The organism is Streptomyces sp. NPDC020958 (assembly GCF_055562175.1).
In genome coordinates this window covers 1-19,005 of sequence record NZ_JBVHFU010000002.1, presented here as the reverse complement: position 1 = coordinate 19,005, position 19,005 = coordinate 1, and the positions used below count along the sequence as shown (strand labels likewise).

The 19,005-nt window shown below is 70.7% G+C and carries 13 protein-coding genes and 4 pseudogenes; 12 read left to right on the top strand and 5 right to left on the bottom strand.

Annotation, left to right across the window (positions count from 1 at the left end):
• Positions 1 to 5: 5 nt before the first annotated feature.
• A complete protein-coding gene (locus ACZ3KP_RS05990; protein ID WP_467496817.1) occupies positions 6 to 956 on the top strand; it encodes a bifunctional riboflavin kinase/FAD synthetase in 951 nt (316 codons plus the stop codon).
• Between the two features lie 73 nt (positions 957 to 1,029).
• Here ACZ3KP_RS05990 and ACZ3KP_RS05985 read toward each other — a convergent pair whose 3' ends face one another.
• Both ACZ3KP_RS05985 and ACZ3KP_RS05980 read right to left on the bottom strand, forming a co-directional pair.
• The gene (locus ACZ3KP_RS05985) at positions 1,030 to 3,783 is read right to left on the bottom strand and encodes a MinD/ParA family ATP-binding protein (RefSeq protein ID WP_467498036.1); all 2,754 of its coding nucleotides are present in this window, start codon (positions 3,781 to 3,783) and stop codon (positions 1,030 to 1,032) included.
• An 879-nt stretch (positions 3,784 to 4,662) separates the two neighbouring features.
• Positions 4,663 to 4,857 (bottom strand): annotated as a pseudogene (locus ACZ3KP_RS05980) (SCO5717 family growth-regulating ATPase); the annotation flags it as partial.
• 438 nt (positions 4,858 to 5,295) lie between these two features.
• Between ACZ3KP_RS05980 and ACZ3KP_RS05975 the strand changes: the two are divergent.
• Positions 5,296 to 6,801, top strand: coding sequence for an outer membrane protein assembly factor BamB family protein (locus ACZ3KP_RS05975; protein WP_467496815.1), 1,506 nt, complete (start codon positions 5,296 to 5,298; stop codon positions 6,799 to 6,801).
• 72 nt (positions 6,802 to 6,873) lie between these two features.
• Here the strand turns inward: ACZ3KP_RS05975 and ACZ3KP_RS05970 are convergent, their stop codons facing one another.
• Entirely contained in the window at positions 6,874 to 7,167 is a 294-nt protein-coding gene (locus tag ACZ3KP_RS05970) for a DUF397 domain-containing protein (RefSeq protein ID WP_467496813.1), read from the bottom strand.
• 277 nt (positions 7,168 to 7,444) lie between these two features.
• Between ACZ3KP_RS05970 and rpsO the strand changes: the two genes are divergently transcribed.
• The 5 genes from rpsO to ACZ3KP_RS05945 all read left to right on the top strand — a co-directional run bounded on the left by rpsO (position 7,445) and on the right by ACZ3KP_RS05945 (position 12,884).
• Positions 7,445 to 7,732, top strand: a complete 288-nt coding sequence (gene rpsO / locus ACZ3KP_RS05965) for a 30S ribosomal protein S15 (RefSeq protein ID WP_132889906.1) — start codon at positions 7,445 to 7,447, stop codon at positions 7,730 to 7,732.
• Between the two features lie 301 nt (positions 7,733 to 8,033).
• A complete protein-coding gene (locus ACZ3KP_RS05960; RefSeq protein ID WP_358975286.1) occupies positions 8,034 to 10,262 on the top strand; it encodes a polyribonucleotide nucleotidyltransferase in 2,229 nt (742 codons plus the stop codon).
• Entirely contained in the window at positions 10,259 to 11,638 is a 1,380-nt protein-coding gene (locus ACZ3KP_RS05955) for a M16 family metallopeptidase (RefSeq protein WP_467496810.1), read from the top strand. Before ACZ3KP_RS05960 ends, ACZ3KP_RS05955 begins: the two co-directional genes overlap by 4 nt.
• Before the next feature lie 25 nt (positions 11,639 to 11,663).
• Complete coding sequence (gene dapB, locus ACZ3KP_RS05950) at positions 11,664 to 12,416, top strand: 4-hydroxy-tetrahydrodipicolinate reductase (RefSeq protein WP_132889909.1); 753 nt, start codon at positions 11,664 to 11,666, stop codon at positions 12,414 to 12,416.
• Positions 12,417 to 12,431: 15 nt separating this feature from the next.
• A complete protein-coding gene (locus ACZ3KP_RS05945; RefSeq protein ID WP_358975294.1) occupies positions 12,432 to 12,884 on the top strand; it encodes a hypothetical protein in 453 nt (150 codons plus the stop codon).
• 39 nt (positions 12,885 to 12,923) lie between these two features.
• On the opposite strand, the gene ACZ3KP_RS05940 is transcribed toward ACZ3KP_RS05945, so the two are convergent.
• Positions 12,924 to 13,478: a hypothetical protein gene (locus tag ACZ3KP_RS05940; protein ID WP_358975297.1), complete on the bottom strand. Its 555-nt coding sequence runs from the start codon at positions 13,476 to 13,478 to the stop codon at positions 12,924 to 12,926.
• A gap of 90 nt (positions 13,479 to 13,568) precedes the next feature.
• Positions 13,569 to 13,805: a hypothetical protein gene (locus ACZ3KP_RS05935; RefSeq protein WP_366895837.1), complete on the bottom strand. Its 237-nt coding sequence runs from the start codon at positions 13,803 to 13,805 to the stop codon at positions 13,569 to 13,571.
• A 228-nt stretch (positions 13,806 to 14,033) separates the two neighbouring features.
• Between ACZ3KP_RS05935 and ACZ3KP_RS05930 the strand changes: the two are divergent.
• The 5 genes and pseudogenes from ACZ3KP_RS05930 to ACZ3KP_RS05910 form a co-directional block, all read left to right on the top strand.
• A pseudogene (locus ACZ3KP_RS05930) lies at positions 14,034 to 14,324 on the top strand (FAD-dependent thymidylate synthase); the annotation flags it as partial.
• A pseudogene (locus ACZ3KP_RS05925) lies at positions 14,304 to 15,230 on the top strand (HNH endonuclease); the annotation flags it as partial. The pseudogenes ACZ3KP_RS05930 and ACZ3KP_RS05925, both read left to right, overlap by 21 nt.
• A 3-nt stretch (positions 15,231 to 15,233) precedes the next feature.
• Positions 15,234 to 15,683: pseudogene (thyX, locus tag ACZ3KP_RS05920) on the top strand (FAD-dependent thymidylate synthase); the annotation flags it as partial.
• 223 nt (positions 15,684 to 15,906) lie between these two features.
• Positions 15,907 to 16,806 (top strand): 4-hydroxy-tetrahydrodipicolinate synthase, encoded by a 900-nt coding sequence (dapA, locus tag ACZ3KP_RS05915; RefSeq protein ID WP_467496807.1) that lies wholly within the window; start codon positions 15,907 to 15,909, stop codon positions 16,804 to 16,806.
• 159 nt (positions 16,807 to 16,965) lie between these two features.
• Complete coding sequence (locus ACZ3KP_RS05910; RefSeq protein WP_132889915.1) at positions 16,966 to 18,651, top strand: ribonuclease J; 1,686 nt, start codon at positions 16,966 to 16,968, stop codon at positions 18,649 to 18,651.
• Positions 18,652 to 19,005 lie beyond the last annotated feature (354 nt).

Sequence of the window (19,005 nt, the reverse complement as noted above, 5' to 3'; positions counted from 1 at the left end):
TCACAGTGCAGCGCTGGCGTGGCTTGGAGGACATCCCCGAGGACTGGGGGCGCAGCGTCGTCACCATCGGTTCCTACGACGGGGTGCACCGCGGTCACCAGCTGATCATCCGGCATGCCGTGGACCGCGCCCGTGAGCTGGGCATCCCCGCGGTCGTCGTCACCTTCGACCCGCATCCCAGCGAGGTCGTCCGCCCCGGCAGCCACCCGCCGCTGCTGGCCCCGCACCACACCCGTGCCGAGCTGATGGCGGAGCTGGGCGTGGACGCGGTGCTGATCCTCCCCTTCACCACCGAGTTCTCGAAGCTGTCGGCCGCCGACTTCGTGGTGAAGGTCCTGGTCGACAGGTTGCACGCCAAGGCGGTCGTGGAGGGCCCCAACTTCCGCTTCGGCCACAAGGCCGCGGGCAACGTCGAGTTCCTGATCGAACAGGGCGCGGTGTACGACTTCGAGGTCGAGGTCGTCGACCTGTTCGTGCGCGGCGCGGCGGGCGGCGGTGAGCCGTTCTCCTCGACCCTGACCCGGCGGCTGGTCGCCGAGGGCGACATGGCGGGCGCCCGCGAGATCCTGGGCCGGCCGCACCGGGTGGAGGGCGTGGTCGTGCGCGGCGCCCAGCGCGGCCGCGAGCTGGGCTTCCCCACCGCCAACGTGGAGACCCTCCCGCACACGGCGATCCCGGCCGACGGCGTCTACGCGGGCTTCCTGCACGCCCAGGGCGAGGTGATGCCGGCCGCGATCTCCGTCGGCACGAACCCGCAGTTCGACGGCACCGAGCGCACGGTGGAGGCGTACGCCATCGACCGCGTCGGCCTCGACCTGTACGGCCTGCACGTCGCCGTCGACTTCCTGGCGTTCGTGCGCGGCCAGGCCAGGTTCGACTCCCTCGACGCCCTGCTCGAGCAGATGGCCGAGGACGTCAAGCGCTGCCGTGAACTGGTGGCGGCCGAGGACGCCTGAGCCGGGGGACGGCTCGACATACGCCGAAGGGCGGCCGGTGCGTGGAGGCACCGACCGCCCTTCGGCGTTCCGGCTACTGCTGCGGGGGCTGCCCCGGCTGCTGCGGGGGCTGCCCCGGCTGCTGTGGTGGCTGCTGAGGCTGCTGTGACGGTTGCTGCGGCTGTGGCTGCGGTGTCCGGTCCTGCGGCGCCGGCTGACCGGGCTGCGGGAATCCGTAACCGCCGGGCTGGGCCGGGGGCGCGGGCGGCTGGGCACCGGGCTGCGGGTAGCCGTAACCCGGCTGAGGCTGCGCCTGCGGGGGCAACGGCTGCGCGGGCTGCCCCGGCTGCTGCGGATAGGGCTGCACGGGCCGGTCACCGGGCTGCGGCCCGCCGTAAAGCTCCTGCTGCGGGGGCCGGCCCTGCTGGGGCGGGTACGGCTGCCCGGGCTGCTGCGGGTACGGCTGCCCGGGCTGCTGCGGGTACGACGGCTGGCCCGGGTACTGCGGAGAGGGCTGGGGTACGGGCGCGTACGGCTGCTGTTGCTGACCCGGCGCGTACTGCTGCTGACCCGGCAGCGGCTGCCCGGGCATCGGCGGGGCGGCCACCGGCGGCGGGTTGCCGTCGCTGGTCCACAGGCCGTGCATCTGCTGGTGCCGTACGAAGTCCTCGGCGACCATCGCCGCCAGGTTGAAGTACGCCTCCCGGACCTTCGGCCGCATCATGTCGAGGTCCACCTCGGCACCGGCGGACAGATGCTCGTCGAAGGGGACGACCACCACGCCCCGGCAGCGCGTCTCGAAGTGCTGCACGATGTCCTCGACCTTGATCATCTTGCCGGTCTCGCGGACCCCGGAGATCACGGTGAGGGACCGGGACACGAGGTCGGCGTACCCGTGCGCGGACAGCCAGTCCAGCGTCGTGCTCGCGCTGCTCGCGCCGTCCACCGACGGCGTCGAGATGATGATCAGCTGGTCGGCGAGGTCGAGCACCCCGCGCATGGCGCTGTAGAGCAGACCGGTGCCCGAGTCGGTGAGGATGATCGGGTACTGCCTGCCGAGCACGTCGATCGCGCGCCGGTAGTCCTCGTCGTTGAACGTGGTCGAGACGGCCGGGTCGACGTCGTTGGCGATGATCTCCAGGCCGGACGGCGCCTGCGAGGTGAACCGCCTGATGTCCATGTACGAGTTGAGGTACGGGATCGCCTGGACCAGGTCGCGGATGGTGGCCCCGGTCTCCCGGCGCACGCGGCGGCCGAGTGTGCCGGCGTCCGGGTTGGCGTCGATGGCGAGGATCTTGTCCTGTCGCTCGGTGGCGAGCGTCGAGCCGAGCGCGGTGGTCGTGGTGGTCTTGCCGACCCCGCCCTTGAGGCTGATCACCGCTATCCGGTAGCAGGACAGCACCGGCGTACGGATCAGCTCCAGCTTCCGCTGCCGCTCGGCCTCCTCCTTCTTGCCGCCGATCTTGAACCGGGAGGACGCGGCGGCGGGCCTGCCGCTCTTCGCCTTCTGCTTCTTGTTGTTGAGCAGCCGGTCGGAGGACAGCTCCACGGCGGCGGTGTAACCCAGCGGCGCGGCACCGGGGTTGGTCATCTGCCGCTGGTCGTGCTGGATGGGCTGCGGCCAGGCGGCACCGGCCCGCGGGTCGACGGGCGGCTGGGCAGCCTGCGGCGCGTGGGGACCGTGCGGGTCCTGAACGGGCGGGGCGGGCTGGGCGGCACGCGGGTCCTGGACCGGGGGCACCGGAGGCTGGGCGCCGGGCTGCGGGAAGCCGTAGCCGCCCGGGACGGCCCCCTGGGGAGCCGGGGGCGTGGGGGCGCCGGGGTAGCCGTAGCCGCCCGGTGCCTGCGGCGGGACGGGAGCGCCCGGCTGCGGGAAGCCGTAGCCACCCTGGGCGTCGGGCACGGGGGGATGCGGTTGGCCGGGCTGCGGGAGGTGGTAGCCGCCCTGGGCGTCGGGGGCGGCCGGTTGCTGTGCCGGGGGCTGCTGGGGAGCGTACGGCTGCCCGGGCTGCGGTGCCGTGGGCTGCTGCCAGGCAGCGGGCGCGGGCTGCGGTGCCTGCGGCTGGAACGGCGGCTGCGGTCCGGGTACGTTCGCGGGACCCTGGGCGGCGGCCGGCTGCGGCTGTTCCTGCGGGTGCGGCTGGGCGGGCGCGGGGTTCGGCGCCGTGGTCGGCTGCGCGGGCCACTGGGCGGCGGGCGCGGGCGCGGCGGGCTGGTACGAGGGCGGCAGCGGCGGCACCGCGGCCGGTGGCGTCGGCGGGGGAGCCCAGGCGGTGGGCACGGCGTCCTCGGGCGACGGGGGCGCGTCCTGCGGGGCAGCGGGGACAGGTGCGGAGTCCTGGGGCTGGGGCTGGGGCTCCGCCGGGGCCTCCGCTGCTACGGCGTCGGCGGACGCCTCGGCTGCGGGCACCACCTCGTCCTTGGCACCCTCGCCCTCGGCACCATCATCCTTGGTGTCGGCCTCGTCTTCGCCCTCGCTTTCGGTCTCGGCGACCGGGGTGGCTTCCTGGGCGGGCTGGTCGCCGGGGCCGTCGTTCTCCTCGTGCGCGTCGGCCGCCGGTTCGTCCGTGGAGCCGGTCGCGTCGTCGGCGACGAGGCGCAGCGCTTCGTCCTGGCCGGACGGATCAGACGCCTCGGCCTCCTCGGCGACCTCGGCCTCCTCCTCCGCTTCCACGTCCTCGACCTCGGCGTCCGCCGGAAGCGCGTCGACGTCGGCCGCGGATTCCGCGCCGTCGACGCTTTCCACGGCCTCTTCGGCCCCCACGGCCGCTTCGGCTTCCTCGTCGGCCGCACTCGCCTCCGCGGTCCCGGCCATCTCACGCCGCAGGGCGACCGCGGAGAACCGCATGGTCGCGCCGCTCTCCAGGTCGCCGTTGTCCGCATCGGCCTCCGGCGCCCGCTCCTCGGCGGGGGACCGCTGCGGCTCGAAACCGACCGGCAGTTTCGGCACGCCCGTCGCGCTCCCGACGGGCGGCGCGGCAGGCGTGGCGGTGGCCGGCGGGGTGAAGGGGGCTCCAGGCGCCGCGGCGGGCGGCGCGGTGAAGGGTGCCCCCGGAGTCGCCGCCGGCGCAGGTGTGAAGGGTGCCCCCGGAGTCGCCGCCGGCGCAGGTGTGAAGGGTGCGCCCGGAGTTGACGCGGGTGGCGGGGTGAACGGTGCTCCGGGTGTCGACGCGGGCGCGGGCGGGTGCGTAGCGCCGGGCGCTGAAGCCGCCGACGGGGTACCGGCGGCGCCGGGGTTCGAGGTGGACGGAGGCGTGAACGGCGCTCCGGGAGTTGACGCGGGCGGAGGCGTGAACGGCGCTCCGGGGTGCGCCGAGGGCGCAGGTGTGAACGGCGTCCCAGGGTTTGACGCGGGCGCAGGTGTGAAGGGGGCGCCCGGAGTTGACGTCGGTGGCGGAGTGAACGGTGCGCCCGGTGCCGGCGCGGTACCCGGCCCGGACGTCGGGGCCGACGGCGGCGGGGTGAACGCGACTCCCGGACCCGACGCCCTACCCCCCTGCTGGGCATGCGGGGGCGGCGTCAACCCGGGGATCGGCGCGCCCGGCGGGAACGGTGAACGCGGGTGGCCGGAAGGGGCCGTACCGCTTCCCGGCCCCGCCCCCGGCCCGCCTGGCCCCGTACCCGGCCCGCCTGCCGGCCCCGCGCCGGAGGCACCGCCGGACCCCGAGGCGCCCGACGCCGGTCCGCCGCCCCCGTCGGCGCCCCCCGAACCCCCCGCCGCGTTCTGCGTGTACCAGGCGGGCGGCGCGTAGTCGATCGTGAACTCGCCCGTCATCTCGTTGAGGGACTCCGCGTCGGGCTGGTCGTCGCCGGGTGTCGCCCAGCCCCCGCGGTTCCCGTCCCGGTCGCTGCTCACAGTTCCTCCTGATGTGGTCGAGCACCCCGTGCCGACGCGACGACCATGTCGTGTCGTTCTCGGCATCCGTATTCGTTTGAGGTAGTCCGATCCACCGGCTCTCCCCCTCGGGGCCCCACGCCGTGTTCACGGTCCCGACGTCGCACCCCCTCCCAGCCTAATCACCACCGGCCGCACCTCGGCAGGCCCGTCCGTCTCCGCGCGGACGTCCACCTGGTCACACCGGCCGCACCTTCGCTGAACAAAAAGGGCAAGTGGCGCCAGTTCGGGCACCCTTGACGACTTCCGGGCCTGGCCCGCGGTGACGGGGCCGTCGCTGAGCAGGGGGGATAGGGTGAGGCGTGTTCGCGTGAGCACAGATGAACTGGCCCCGGAATCCGGGGCTTTGCGCGCGGACGCCACGGGGGACGGGTGACTACGAGGTGCGCACGGCAACGGCCGCGACCTTCCCGGAAGTTCTGCCCTACGCGTAGCGCGCAGCAGAGAAGAAAGGGAACGTTCGGCGTGAGCTTCGGCCCACCTCCTTCCATCTACACCCAGTCCGCGCTGGCCGTCGACGGCGAGCGCAGGAAGCGGCGCAGACGCCTCTCCGGCGCGCTGGCGGCCGTCGTGGCCGTCGCCCTGGCCGCGGGCGGCGCGCTGTTCCTGGCCGCGGGCGGCGACCGGTCCTCGGGCGCCCGGCGGGCCGGCGCCCCGGCCCCCGACGCGATACGGCAGACCGTCGAGAAGGCCCCGGCCTCACCCGAGGGCCAGGTGGTGGTCGACCACTACGATGAGGACCTCCCCAAGGAGAGCGACCCCAGCCCCCGTTACGCGCCCGGCACCTGGGCCACCGGCAAGATCCTGGCCAAGGGCATCGGCACGAAGATCATCGGCGTGAAGATCGAACCCGGCGCCGACGAAACGGCCTGGTCCCTCCAGCTCGACGGCCACCTCTGCGCCACCACCGGCCACGTGACCGCCGACGGCCGTACGGCGGTCGTGGTGCAGCCCGGCAAGCGCAAGGGCACCAAGGACGCCGGCATCTGCGACGAGGTCGTCTTCGTCGACCTGAACACCGGCAGGAAGCTGTGGACGGCCACGATGCCCTCCGCGCGTGAGGCCTACGTCACCAACACGAACCTCACGCTGGCCGACGGCGTCGTCGCGGTGGCCTGGGGCCACGGTTCGGTGGCGTACGACATGGCGCACGGCGAGCGGCTGTGGAACAGCTCGACCGGCGCCAGGTGCGTCGACAAGGGCTTCGCCGGCGGTGGCGGCGCGCTGCTCGCCCTGGAGAGCTGCGGCGAGGGGACCGACACCACGTACCGGGTGCAGCGGCTCGCCCCGCGGACCGGTAAGCCCGCGTGGACCTACAAGGTGGCCGCCGGCGTCCAGGACGTCTACCTGCCCTCCGCCGACCCGCCGGTGCTCGCCGTCGCGGCCGGGGACACCCTGGTCACCGACCTCATCACCCTCGACGGCGATGACGGCGGCAAACTCGCCACCATCCCCATGGGCGGCGACGCCTACGACCCCAGGTGCGGCGACCGCTACTTCTCCGCGGGGTTCTTCGGTGACATCGAGAACTGCGACGGTGTGGTCGTCGGGGCCGACCGGGTCTTCGTCACCAGCAAGGACCAGGCGGAGATCGGACAGCCGGAGAACTGGATCGTCGCGTTCGACCGGAAGACCGGCCGGAGCGAGGGCAAGCTCGACGGCCGCTCGCTGGAACCCGTCGTCCCGCTGCGGATGAGCGGTGACCGGCTGCTGGTCCTGCGCAGCAGCCTCAGCGACATAGAACCGTCCGCGGTGCTGAGCTGGGACCCGCGGACCGGCAAGCAGACCCCTTACCTGCTCTTCGGTCTCCCGTCCGACGACGGGGGCGAGCTGAGCGACCCGACGCGGTCGGACATCGTGGTGGAGCAGGGGAGGGTCTTCTTCGCGAAGCGGGAACTCGCCGCCGACGACAAGCATCCCAAGGACGCCGTGCTGTCCGTGCTCGGCATCGGCAGCGCCGGGGACGGCTGACCCCTCCACCGGGAGGCGGGACCCTCGCCCAGGGGGCGGCACACGCGCGTGCCGCCCCGCGGGCGCCACCGGTCACGGGGCGGCGAGGCCCCCGTTGCGCTCGGTGGGTTCCAGGTCGAACTCCCCGTCACGCGCGCCCAGCACGAAGGCCCGCCACTCCGCCTCCGTGTACCGCAGCACGGTGTCCGGGTCGAGCGAGGACCGCATGGCCACCGCGCCCTCGGGCAGATAGGCGATCTCGACCCGTTCCTCGTCCTGCTCGGTGCCCGGCGCGCAGTGCCACTCGACGCCCGAGATGTCGAGCGCGTAGAGCTCGTCCCGTTCCCGCTCCTTGCGCGCCTTCATCTCCTCAGCCGTCTCGCTCATCGCGCAGCGACCCCTTCCCGACGTACGTACGCTGTGACGGCCACACTACTGGCGGTCGTACCCGCTCGTCGGGGCTTGTGGACAGCGGTCCGGCCCCGGTCGGACCGGTCCACCGGCACTGGTACTCTGGACGACGGCCGTGTGTGTACGCACCCCCGGAGTCCCGCGGACCCTGGAGGCAGCGCCCAGCGGACCCCCGCCTCCCGAGTAACGGAAGCTCTCCCGCGATGCAGACCGGGAGCACTCGGAGGCACTCAACAGACCACGAGGAGTACGCGTGTCGCTCGACGCCGCTACGAAGAAGCAGATCATCGGCGAGTTCGGTACCAAGGAGGGCGACACCGGCTCCCCCGAGGTCCAGGTCGCCCTGCTGTCCCGTCGGATCTCCGACCTGACCGAGCACCTCAGGACCCACAAGCACGACCACCACTCCCGCCGTGGTCTGCTGATCCTGGTCGGTCAGCGTCGTCGCCTGCTGCAGTACCTGGCGAAGAAGGACATCCAGCGCTTCCGTGCGCTGGTCGACCGCCTGGGCATCCGCCGCGGTGCGGCGGGCGCCAAGTAAGACGCCATGGAGGGAGCGGTTCCCGGAGAAACCCGGGGCCGCTCCCTTTGCCGTACGTACGGAAACGTGCGGAGTGTCACTCACGCTTTGTAGTGTGGTAGCACGACGCATCACGAAGGAGAAGTGCACCCAAGCCGCCGCCGGTCCTCGGTAGTGGCCCCCGGGGGGAAGCGAGCCCCGGGTGCTTCGATCGAAGACCGGCCCGCACCGCAAGGCGCGCTTCTCCGTGACCGTCCCCCTGCCACACGGGCAGACCGGGACAAAAGACGATAAGTAGACGAAAGTAACGGAGAACACGCTAGTGGAGAACGAGACCCACTACGCCGAGGCTGTCATCGACAACGGCGCCTTCGGTACCCGCACCATCCGCTTCGAGACGGGCCGCCTGGCCAAGCAGGCCGCCGGCTCCGCCGTGGCGTACCTGGACGACGACACCATGGTGCTGTCGGCCACCACCGCCTCCAAGAACCCCAAGGACCAGCTCGACTTCTTCCCCCTCACGGTGGACGTCGAGGAGCGGATGTACGCCGCCGGCAAGATCCCGGGTTCCTTCTTCCGCCGTGAGGGCCGGCCGAGCGAGGACGCGATCCTCACCTGCCGTCTGATCGACCGCCCGCTGCGCCCGTCCTTCAAGAAGGGCCTTCGCAACGAGATCCAGGTCGTCGCCACCATCATGGCGCTCAACCCCGACCACCTGTACGACGTCGTCGCGATCAACGCCGCGTCCGCGTCCACCCAGCTGGCCGGCCTGCCCTTCTCCGGCCCCATCGGCGGCGTCCGCGTCGCGCTGATCAACGGCCAGTGGGTCGCGTTCCCGACCCACAGCGAGCTGGAGGACGCCGTCTTCGACATGGTCGTCGCCGGCCGGGTCCTGGAGGACGGCGACGTCGCGATCATGATGGTCGAGGCCGAGGCCACCGAGAAGACCATCCAGCTGGTCAAGGGCGGCGCCGAGGCCCCCACCGAGGACGTCGTGGCCGCCGGTCTGGACGCCGCGAAGCCCTTCATCAAGGTCCTGTGCAAGGCGCAGGCCGACCTCGCTTCGAAGGCCGCCAAGCCGACCGGCGAGTTCCCGATCTTCCTCGACTACCAGGACGACGTCCTGGAGGCGCTGTCCGCCGCCGTCCGCCCGGAGCTCGCCTCCGCGCTGACCATCGCGGGCAAGCAGGAGCGCGAGGCCGAGCTGGACCGCGTCAAGGGTCTGGCCGCCGAGAAGCTGCTCCCCGAGTTCGAGGGCCGCGAGAAGGAGATCTCCGCCGCGTACCGCTCGCTCACCAAGCAGCTGGTCCGCGAGCGCGTGATCAAGGAGAAGAAGCGCATCGACGGCCGCGGTGTCACGGACATCCGTACGCTCGCCGCCGAGGTCGAGGCCATTCCGCGCGTGCACGGCTCGGCGCTGTTCGAGCGTGGCGAGACCCAGATCCTGGGCGTCACCACCCTCAACATGCTCCGCATGGAGCAGCAGCTGGACACCCTCTCCCCGGTGACCCGCAAGCGCTACATGCACAACTACAACTTCCCGCCGTACTCCACCGGCGAGACCGGCCGCGTCGGTTCCCCGAAGCGCCGCGAGATCGGCCACGGCGCCCTCGCCGAGCGCGCCCTGGTCCCGGTCCTGCCGACCCGCGAGGAGTTCCCCTACGCGATCCGCCAGGTGTCCGAGGCCCTCGGCTCCAACGGCTCGACGTCCATGGGTTCCGTCTGCGCCTCCACCATGTCGCTGCTCAACGCCGGTGTGCCGCTGAAGGCCCCGGTCGCCGGTATCGCCATGGGCCTGATCTCCCAGGAGATCGAGGGCGAGACGCACTACGTCACCCTCACCGACATCCTCGGTGCCGAGGACGCCTTCGGCGACATGGACTTCAAGGTCGCCGGTACCAAGGAGTTCGTCACCGCCCTCCAGCTCGACACCAAGCTGGACGGCATCCCGGCCTCCGTCCTGGCCGCCGCCCTCAAGCAGGCCCGGGACGCCCGCCTCCACATCCTCGACGTGATGATGGAAGCGATCGACAAGCCGGACGAGATGTCCCCGAACGCCCCGCGGATCATCACCGTCAAGATCCCCGTGGACAAGATCGGTGAGGTCATCGGCCCCAAGGGCAAGATGATCAACCAGATCCAGGAGGACACCGGCGCCGAGATCACCATCGAGGACGACGGCACCATCTACATCGGTGCCGCCGACGGCCCGTCCGCCGAGGCCGCCCGCGCCACCATCAACGGCATCGCCAACCCGACGATGCCCGAGGTCGGCGAGCGCTACCTGGGTACGGTCGTGAAGACGACGACGTTCGGCGCCTTCGTCTCCCTCCTCCCCGGCAAGGACGGTCTGCTGCACATCTCGCAGATCCGCAAGCTCGCCGGCGGCAAGCGCGTGGAGAACGTCGAGGACGTCCTCGGCGTGGGCCAGAAGGTCCAGGTCGAGATCGCCGAGATCGACTCCCGCGGCAAGCTCTCCCTGATCCCCGTGATCGAGGGCGAGGAAGACGCCTCCTCCGAGGACGCAGCGAAGGACGACACCGACAAGTGACGTCGAGCAGCTCTACGACGACGGCCCGCACCTCCTCGGAGGCGCGGGCCGTCGCCCGTACCCAAACCCTGATCAAGGGCGAGAACGGCATCGGCACGGTCCGCAAGACCACCCTCCCCGGCGGTCTGCGCATCGTCACCGAGACCCTGCCCTCGGTCCGCTCCGCGACCTTCGGCATCTGGGCCCACGTCGGCTCCCGCGACGAGACCCCCGCCCTGAACGGCGCCACCCACTACCTGGAGCACCTGCTCTTCAAAGGCACCACGCGCCGCTCCGCCCTGGACATCTCCTCCGCCATCGACGCGGTCGGCGGCGAGATGAACGCGTTCACGGCGAAGGAGTACACGTGCTACTACGCACGCGTGCTCGACACCGACCTGCCGCTCGCCATCGACGTCGTCTGCGACATGCTGACCGGCTCCCTGATCCTCGAAGAGGACGTGAACGTCGAACGCGGCGCGATCCTCGAAGAGATCGCCATGACCGAGGACGACCCCGGCGACTGCGTGCACGACCTGTTCGCGCACACCATGTTCGGCGACAACGCCCTCGGCCGCCCGGTCCTCGGCACCGTCGACACCGTCAACGCCCTCACCGCCGACCGCATCCGCCGCTTCTACAAGAAGCACTACGACCCCACCCACCTGGTGGTGGCCGCGGCCGGCAACATCGACCACAACAAGGTCGTACGACAGGTCCGCACCGCCTTCGAGAAGGCAGGCGCCTTCAAGAACACCGCGGCCGTGCCCATCGCCCCACGCGACGGCAGCCGTACGATCCGCACCGCGGGCCGCGTCGAACTCCTCGGCCGCAAGACCGAGCAGGCACACGTCGTCCTCGGCATGCCGGGCCTCGCCCGCACCGACGACCGCCGCTGGGCCCTCGGCGTGCTCAACACCGCCCTCGGCGGCGGCATGTCCTCCCGGCTCTTCCAGGAGGTCCGCGAGAAGCGCGGCCTGGCCTACAGCGTGTACTCCTACACCTCCGGCTTCGCCGACTGCGGCCTGTTCGGCGTCTACGCCGGCTGCCGCCCCTCGCAGGTCCACGACGTCCTCAAGATCTGCCGGGACGAACTCGACCAGGTCGCCCGGGACGGTCTGCCCGACGACGAGATAGGACGCGCCATCGGCCAGCTCCAGGGCTCCACGGTGCTCGGCCTGGAGGACACCGGCGCGCTGATGAACCGCATCGGCAAGAGCGAGCTGTGCTGGGGCGAGCAGATGTCCGTCGACGAGATGCTGGCCCGGATAGCGGCGGTGACCCCGGACGAGGTCCGCTCCGTCGCCCGCGACATCCTGGGACAGCGCCCGTCGCTGTCGGTCATCGGCCCGCTGAAGGACAAACAGGCCGCACGCCTGCACGACGCCGTCGCCTGACACACACCGATAAGGAACGAAGAAGATGAGCAAGCTGCGCGTGGCGGTCCTCGGCGCCAAGGGCCGGATCGGCTCCGAGGCGGTCAAGGCGGTCGAGGCCGCGGAGGACCTGGAACTGGTCGCCGCCCTCGGCCGGGGCGACAAGCTGGAGGCGCTGGAGGCGTCCGGCGCCCAGGTCGCGGTCGAACTCACCACCCCCGCCTCGGTGATGGGCAACCTCGACTTCTGCGTACGCCGCGGCATCCACGCCGTCGTCGGCACCACCGGCTGGACCGACGAACGCCTCGCGCAGCTCAGGGGCTGGCTCGCCCAGTCCCCGGAGACCGGCGTGCTCATCGCCCCCAACTTCTCCATCGGCGCGGTGCTGACGATGAAGTTCGCGCAGATCGCCGCCCCCTACTTCGAGTCGGTGGAGGTCGTCGAACTCCACCACCCGAACAAGGTCGACGCCCCCTCGGGCACCGCCACCCGCACGGCCCAGCTCATCGCCGAGGCCCGCGCGAAGGCCGGCACGGCGCCCGCCCCGGACGCCACGGTCACGGCCCTGGACGGCGCCCGGGGAGCCAGCGTCGACGGCGTCCCGGTCCACGCGGTCCGCCTCCGCGGCCTCCTCGCCCACCAGGAGGTCCTGCTGGGCGGCGAGGGCGAGACCCTCACCGTCCGCCACGACTCCCTCCACCACAGCAGCTTCATGCCGGGCATCCTGCTCGGCGCCCGCCGCGTGGTCACGACTCCCGGCCTGACCTTCGGCCTGGAGAACTTCCTGGACCTGGGCTGATCCGAGGCCTCTGACATGCGCGCGAAGCTCTCCTACGCCCTCACGGCCGCCGTCCTGCTCTTCTACTTCGTCCTGGTCGGCAGTCGCGGTGTGATGCTCATCCAGACCGGCACGGTCCTCACCGTCACCTTCGGCGTGGCGGTACTGATCCTGCCGGTCATCGGTCTGTGGTTCCTGTGGATGAACACCCGGTTCGTCCGCCGCGCCAACGCCCTCGCCGCCGAACTGGACGCCGAGGGCGGCCTGCCCGTCGACGAGCTGAAGCGCACGCCCGGCGGCCGCATCGACCGGGACTCGGCCGACGAGGTCTTCGCCAAGCGCAAGGCCGAGACCGAGGCCGCCCCCGACGACTGGCGCAGCTGGTTCCGGCTCGCCGTCGCCTACCACGACGCCCGCGACACCCCGCGGGCCCGCAAGGCGATGCAGCGCGCCATAGCCCTGCACGACGGCAAGCCGACCGAGGCCTGAGCCGCTCCTGCCGCTCCCTTGCGTGGCTGCTCCGCGCGCTCAGCTCCGCCGGTACTCCGCCGCCCACGCCTCCACGACGTCCGCCGCCCGGTCGAAGGCCGAGGACCGGCCCACGAAGTCCAGCGTGTGCGTGGTCAGCAACGGCGCCGTGTCATCCGCCGGCCGGTCCTCGCGCACCAGCGTCAGCGCCTGCCCCTGCACCGTGCGCGGCAGCCCCAGCCAGCGCACAGGCTGCTGCGCCGTGCGCACCGAGACGACCCGCCGCCAGGGCACCGTGCGCGTGTGCAGCAGACCCACCTGGCGCACCCCGCGCGCGCTCACCCAGACTCCCATGCGCAGTATCCGCAGTGCGGCCGCGATGATCAGCAGCGCGATGCCGAGGACCACGGCGGCGGAGGAGAGCGAACCGGTCAGGGCCAGCGCCACCGCCGCGAACAGTACGAAAGAGGCGAGCAGCAGCCACAGCGCGGCCCCGCCCACACGCCACGGTCCGGGCCGGTAGGGGCGGCGCCAGCGGTCGCGGTCGTCGTACGGCAGCGCGCCGTCAGGTGCGGCGTCGAAGGTGCGGTCGGCCGTCAGGAAGGGCAGGGGCACGGCTGGTCCTCACTCAATCCATGCGTGGGCTGTGCCCGGTGAGGCTATCCGGCCGTGTCCCCGCTCACCACTCACGGAGGTCCGGAAGGGTCAGTGCCCCTGGGAGGCCTGGGACTGCTGGGTTCCGGTGCCGGACGACGTGGACAGCGCGGGCATGCCCAGGATGAGGGAACCCACGAGACCGGCCACGAGGGTGAGCCCGAGCAGCCACCGCCCGGCTATCTGGCTCACGGACGACCGCGGCCGGGGTGGGGGAGTGACATTGCTGCGGAACCTGTCGGTCTCGGCGAGGAATGCGAACGGGACGGGTTCACGCCGACGGAACATCGGGGGTACGTCTCCTCTCGGGGACGGGGGCTCGGAAGGGATCGAACGAATCGCTCTCACCGGTACAGACGAGCGAACGAAGCGATAGGTGCCCGGTTGCCCCGAATTCACGGAACTTCACCGAAGTTCGGTGAAGATGTCGCACCCAGGCACTGAACGCCCCGATGTCAGTGCCGGGCCGTAGAGTGGGCGCCGCCCGAGAGACGTGATGGAAGGACCCTCCGAGTCGTGACCGACACCCCCGCCGACGACCTCAAGCCCAGCTTCCGCAGCGACGTCACCGTCGAGCTGGTCAAGCACAGCGCGGCCGACTCCGATGTGCTGTGGGCCGCCCGCGTCTCCACCGCCGGCGAGCAGTCCCTGGAGGAGCTGCAGAAGGACCCGGAGCGTTCCAAGGGCCTGATCAACTACCTGATGCGGGACCGGCACGGCAGCCCCTTCGAGCACAACTCGATGACCTTCTTCATCAGCGCCCCGATCTTCGTCTTCCGCGAGTTCATGCGGCACCGGGTGGGCTGGTGCATCGCCGGGGACACGGAGATCACTCTGGAGAGCGAGGCGGGTCACCTGCGTCGTCGCACCATCGCCGAGCTGTACAGGCTCTGGCACGTGGGTGTCGAGGACCGCCTGCCGCATTCGGCCGGCGGTGTCACCTGGCACAGCCGGGCGGGGAAGTGGATGGCGCAGGTGAAGCGCGGCGACAGCAACCACTACCTCGGCCTCTACGAGAACCGCGAGGCCGCCGAGTCCGCCGTCGCCGAGTTCAGGGAGCTGCACCCCAGCACCCGTATCCGCAAGCTCGAATCGGTACGCCGCAACCACGTGCGCTGCTTCGACGAGGAAACCCTTCTGGCGCAGCGGGCGCGGATCGTCGACGTGATCGAGTCGGGCGTCAAGGCGCTCGTCAAGATCACCACGGCGTCGGGCAAGACACTCCGCTGTACCGTCGACCACGCCCTGTTCACCCCCGACGGCTGGTGCAAGGCGGGAGAACTGTCCGTCGGGGACGCCGTGCTCGTTTCCGGCACCGCACCGCGCCCGTCACAGGGCTTGGTCCCGCCGAGCCTGCGCCGTGGCATCGGTGTATGGACCTCCATGCAGCGCGAGCGGCTCATCAAGGATTTCGACACCTGCCATCTGTGCGGGCAGGGCTTCCCCCGGGAACAGCTCGCCCTCGACCATGTCGTCCCGGTGGCGGGTGACCTGCTCCAGGCCCTCGACGAGAAGAACCTCGCTCCCGCCTGCGAGCCGTGCCACGCGGTCAAGAGTGCGGGGGAGCAGGCGCTGGCCCGACGTGGCGGAAAGGTCACCAAGGCGGTGCCGGACCAGGTCGTGTCGATCGAGACCGACGGCGAGGAGATGACGTACGACCTCTCCGTCGAGGGGCCCTGGCACAACTTCCTTGCGAACGGTTTCGTGGTCCACAACTCGTACAACGAGGAGTCGGGTCGCTACCGGGAACTGCAGCCGGTCTTCTACGTGCCGGGCGAGGACCGCAAGCTGGTCCAGCAGGGGCGTCCCGGAAAGTACGAGTTCGTGCCGGGCACTGAAGCCCAGCAGGAGATCGTGGAACGCTCGATGCAGGAGTCGTACATCCAGGCCTATGAGCGTTACCAGGAGATGCTCGCCGCCGGAGTCGCCCGCGAGGTGGCCCGCGCGGTGCTCCCCGTCGGCCTCTTCTCCTCGATGTACGCCACCTGCAACGCGCGCTCGCTGATGCACTTCCTCGGTCTGCGCACCCAGCACGAGCTGGCCAAGGTGCCGTCCTTCCCGCAGCGGGAGATCGAGATGGTGGGCGAGAAGATGGAGGCGGAGTGGGCCAGGCTCATGCCGCTCACGTACGCCGCCTTCAACGCGAACGGCCGTGTCGCACCGTAGTACGGCCTGCTTCTCGTGCTGCCTGTCGCGCTCGGCACAGATGTACGGATCAGCCTCGCGAAGTGTCCGTATTGCGGCATTTAGAGAAGTTCATCTAGCCTGATCAAACGGACCCGGCACTGCTTGAACCCCCGAGCAGGCAGTGCCGGGCTCCGCATTTGTCCGGACTTTCCCCGCACCCCGAGGGCAGACCGCGCCGTGAGCACCGAGTAGCGTGTAACCCATGGCTCCGACCTCCACTCCGCAGACCCCCTTCGGGCGGGTCCTCACCGCCATGGTCACGCCCTTCACGGCGGACGGCGCGCTCGACCTCGACGGCGCGCAGCGGCTCGCCACCCACCTGGTGGACGCAGGCAACGACGGCCTGATCATCAACGGGACCACCGGCGAGTCCCCCACCACCAGCGACGCGGAGAAAGCGGACCTCGTACGAGCCGTACGGGAAGCGGTCGGCGACCGCGCCCACGTCATCGCGGGCGTCGGCACCAACGACACCCACCACAGCACCGAGCTGGCCCGCCAGGCCGAGAGCGCCGGAGCCCACGGCCTGCTGGTCGTCACGCCGTACTACAACAAGCCCCCGCAGGAGGGCCTGTACCGGCACTTCACGACCATCGCGGACGCCACCGGCCTGCCCGTCATGCTCTACGACATCCCCGGTCGCAGCGGCGTCCCGATCAGCACCGAGACGTTCGTCCGCCTCGCCGAGCACCCGAGGATCGTCGCCAACAAGGACGCCAAGGGCGACCTCGGCCGCGCGAGTTGGGCCATCGCGCAGTCCGGTCTGGCCTGGTACTCCGGCGACGACATGCTCAACCTGCCGCTGCTCTCCGTGGGCGCCGTCGGCTTCGTCTCGGTCGTCGGCCACCTGGTCACCCCGGACCTGCGGGCCCTGGTCGAGGCCTTCATCTCCGGCGACGTCCAGAAGGCGACGGAGATCCACCAGAAGCTGCTCCCGGTCTACACCGGCATGTTCCGGACCCAGGGCGTCATGACCACCAAGGCCGCACTCGCCCTCCAGGGACTGCCCGCCGGGCCGCTGCGCGCCCCCATGGTCGAATGTTCGGCCGAAGAGATCGCCCAGCTCAAGATCGATCTTGCTGCCGGCGGGGTACAGCTCTGACAACAGACTTCGCGCGGTTGTCCGCGCAGCAAGGCTTCACAACTGAATAAGCGGGACCACCGGTGTGCCCGCACCCACACAACGACAACTGCTTATGCACGAACGTCACGCACGCCACGTGCCCGACCGGTACGTGGCGTGCGTGGTGAGGAGAGTCTTTTGAGTCATCCGCATCCTGAACTCGCCCCGCCGCCGCAGCTCCCCGAAGGCGCCCTGCGCGTCACCCCGCTCGGCGGGCTCGGTGAGATCGGCCGAAACATGACCGTCTTCGAGTACGGCGGCCGTCTGCTGATCGTCGACTGCGGAGTGCTCTTCCCCGAGGAGGAGCAGCCCGGAATCGACCTGATCCTGCCGGACTTCTCGTCCATCCGGGACCGCCTCGACGACATCGAGGGCATCGTCCTCACCCACGGTCACGAAGACCACATCGGCGGCGTCCCCTTCCTGCTCCGCGAGAAGCCGGACATCCCGCTGATCGGCTCCAAGCTGACCCTCGCGCTCATCGAGGCGAAGCTCCAGGAGCACCGCATCCGCCCCTACACGCTGGAAGTGGCCGAGGGCCGGCGCGAGCGCGTCGGACCCTTCGACTGCGAGTTCGTCGCCGTCAACCACTCCATTCCCGACGCCCTCGCGGTCGCCATCCGCACCCCCGCCGGCATGGTGGTCCACACCGGCGACTTCAAGATGGACCAGCTTCCGCTGGACAACCGTCTGACGGACCTGCACGCGTTCGCCCGGCTGAGCGAGGAGGGCATCGACCTGCTCCTGGCCGACTCGACGAACGCCGAGGTCCCGGGCTTCGTCCCGCCCGAGCGCGACATCTCGAACGTCCTGCGGCAGGTCTTCGCCGGCGCCCGCAAGCGGATCATCGTGGCCAGCTTCGCCAGCCACGTCCACCGCATCCAGCAGATCCTGGACGCGGCCCACGAGTACGGCCGCCGGGTCGCCTTCGTCGGCCGCTCCATGGTCCGCAACATGGGCATCGCCCGGGACCTCGGCTACCTCAGGGTCCCGCCGGGCCTGGTCGTGGACGTCAAGACGCTCGACGACCTGCCCGACCACGAGGTGGTCCTGGTCTGCACGGGCTCCCAGGGGGAGCCGATGGCGGCCCTGTCCCGGATGGCCAACCGCGACCACCAGATCCGCATCGTCGACGGCGACACGGTCATCCTGGCCTCGTCCCTGATCCCGGGGAACGAGAACGCGGTGTACCGCGTCATCAACGGACTGACCCGCTGGGGCGCCAACGTCGTCCACAAGGGCAATGCCAAGGTGCACGTCTCCGGCCACGCCTCGGCCGGCGAACTGCTGTACTTCTACAACATCTGCCGCCCGAAGAACCTGATGCCGGTCCACGGCGAATGGCGGCACCTGCGCGCCAACGCCGAGCTCGGCGCCCTCACCGGCGTCCCGCACGACCGCATCGTCATCGCCGAGGACGGCGTCGTCGTGGACCTCGTCGCGGGCAAGGCGAAGATCTCCGGCAAGGTCCAGGCCGGCTACGTGTACGTCGACGGCCTGTCCGTCGGCGACGTGGGCGAGCCGGCCCTCAAGGACCGCAAGATCCTCGGCGACGAAGGCATCATCTCGGTGTTCGTGGTCGTCGACGCGTCCACTGGCAAGATCACCGGTGGGCCCCATGTCCAGGCCCGCGGCTCCGGCATCGAGGACTCCGCGTTCGCGGACGTCCTTCCGAAGATCTCGGAGGTGCTGGAGCGCTCGGCCCAGGACGGCGTCGTGGAGCCCCACCAGCTGCAACAGCTCATCCGCCGGACCCTCGGCAAGTGGGTCTCGGACACCTATCGGCGCAGGCCGATGATCCTCCCGGTGGTCGTGGAGGTCTGACCCTCGCCCGCCTCAACCTGGAGCGGGGTGCCTCGATTTGCATCGAGGCACCCCGCTCCAGTACGTTTACGGCTCTGCCCGACCGGGAACCCCAGTGCTTCATCGGCTGGATCCGGTTGACCCGGACCGGGTGGAAATTCCGACTCAGAACTTCTGATAAAGTCGGGAGCGCCGGAAAGGGAAACGCGAGAGCGGGAACCTGGAAAGCACCGAGGAAATCGGATCGGAAAAAGATCTGATAGAGTCGGAAACGCAAGACCGAAGGGAAGCCCGGAGGAAAGCCCGAGAGGGTGAGTACAAAGGAAGCGACCGTTCCTTGAGAACTCAACAGCGTGCCAAAAGTCAACGCCAGAT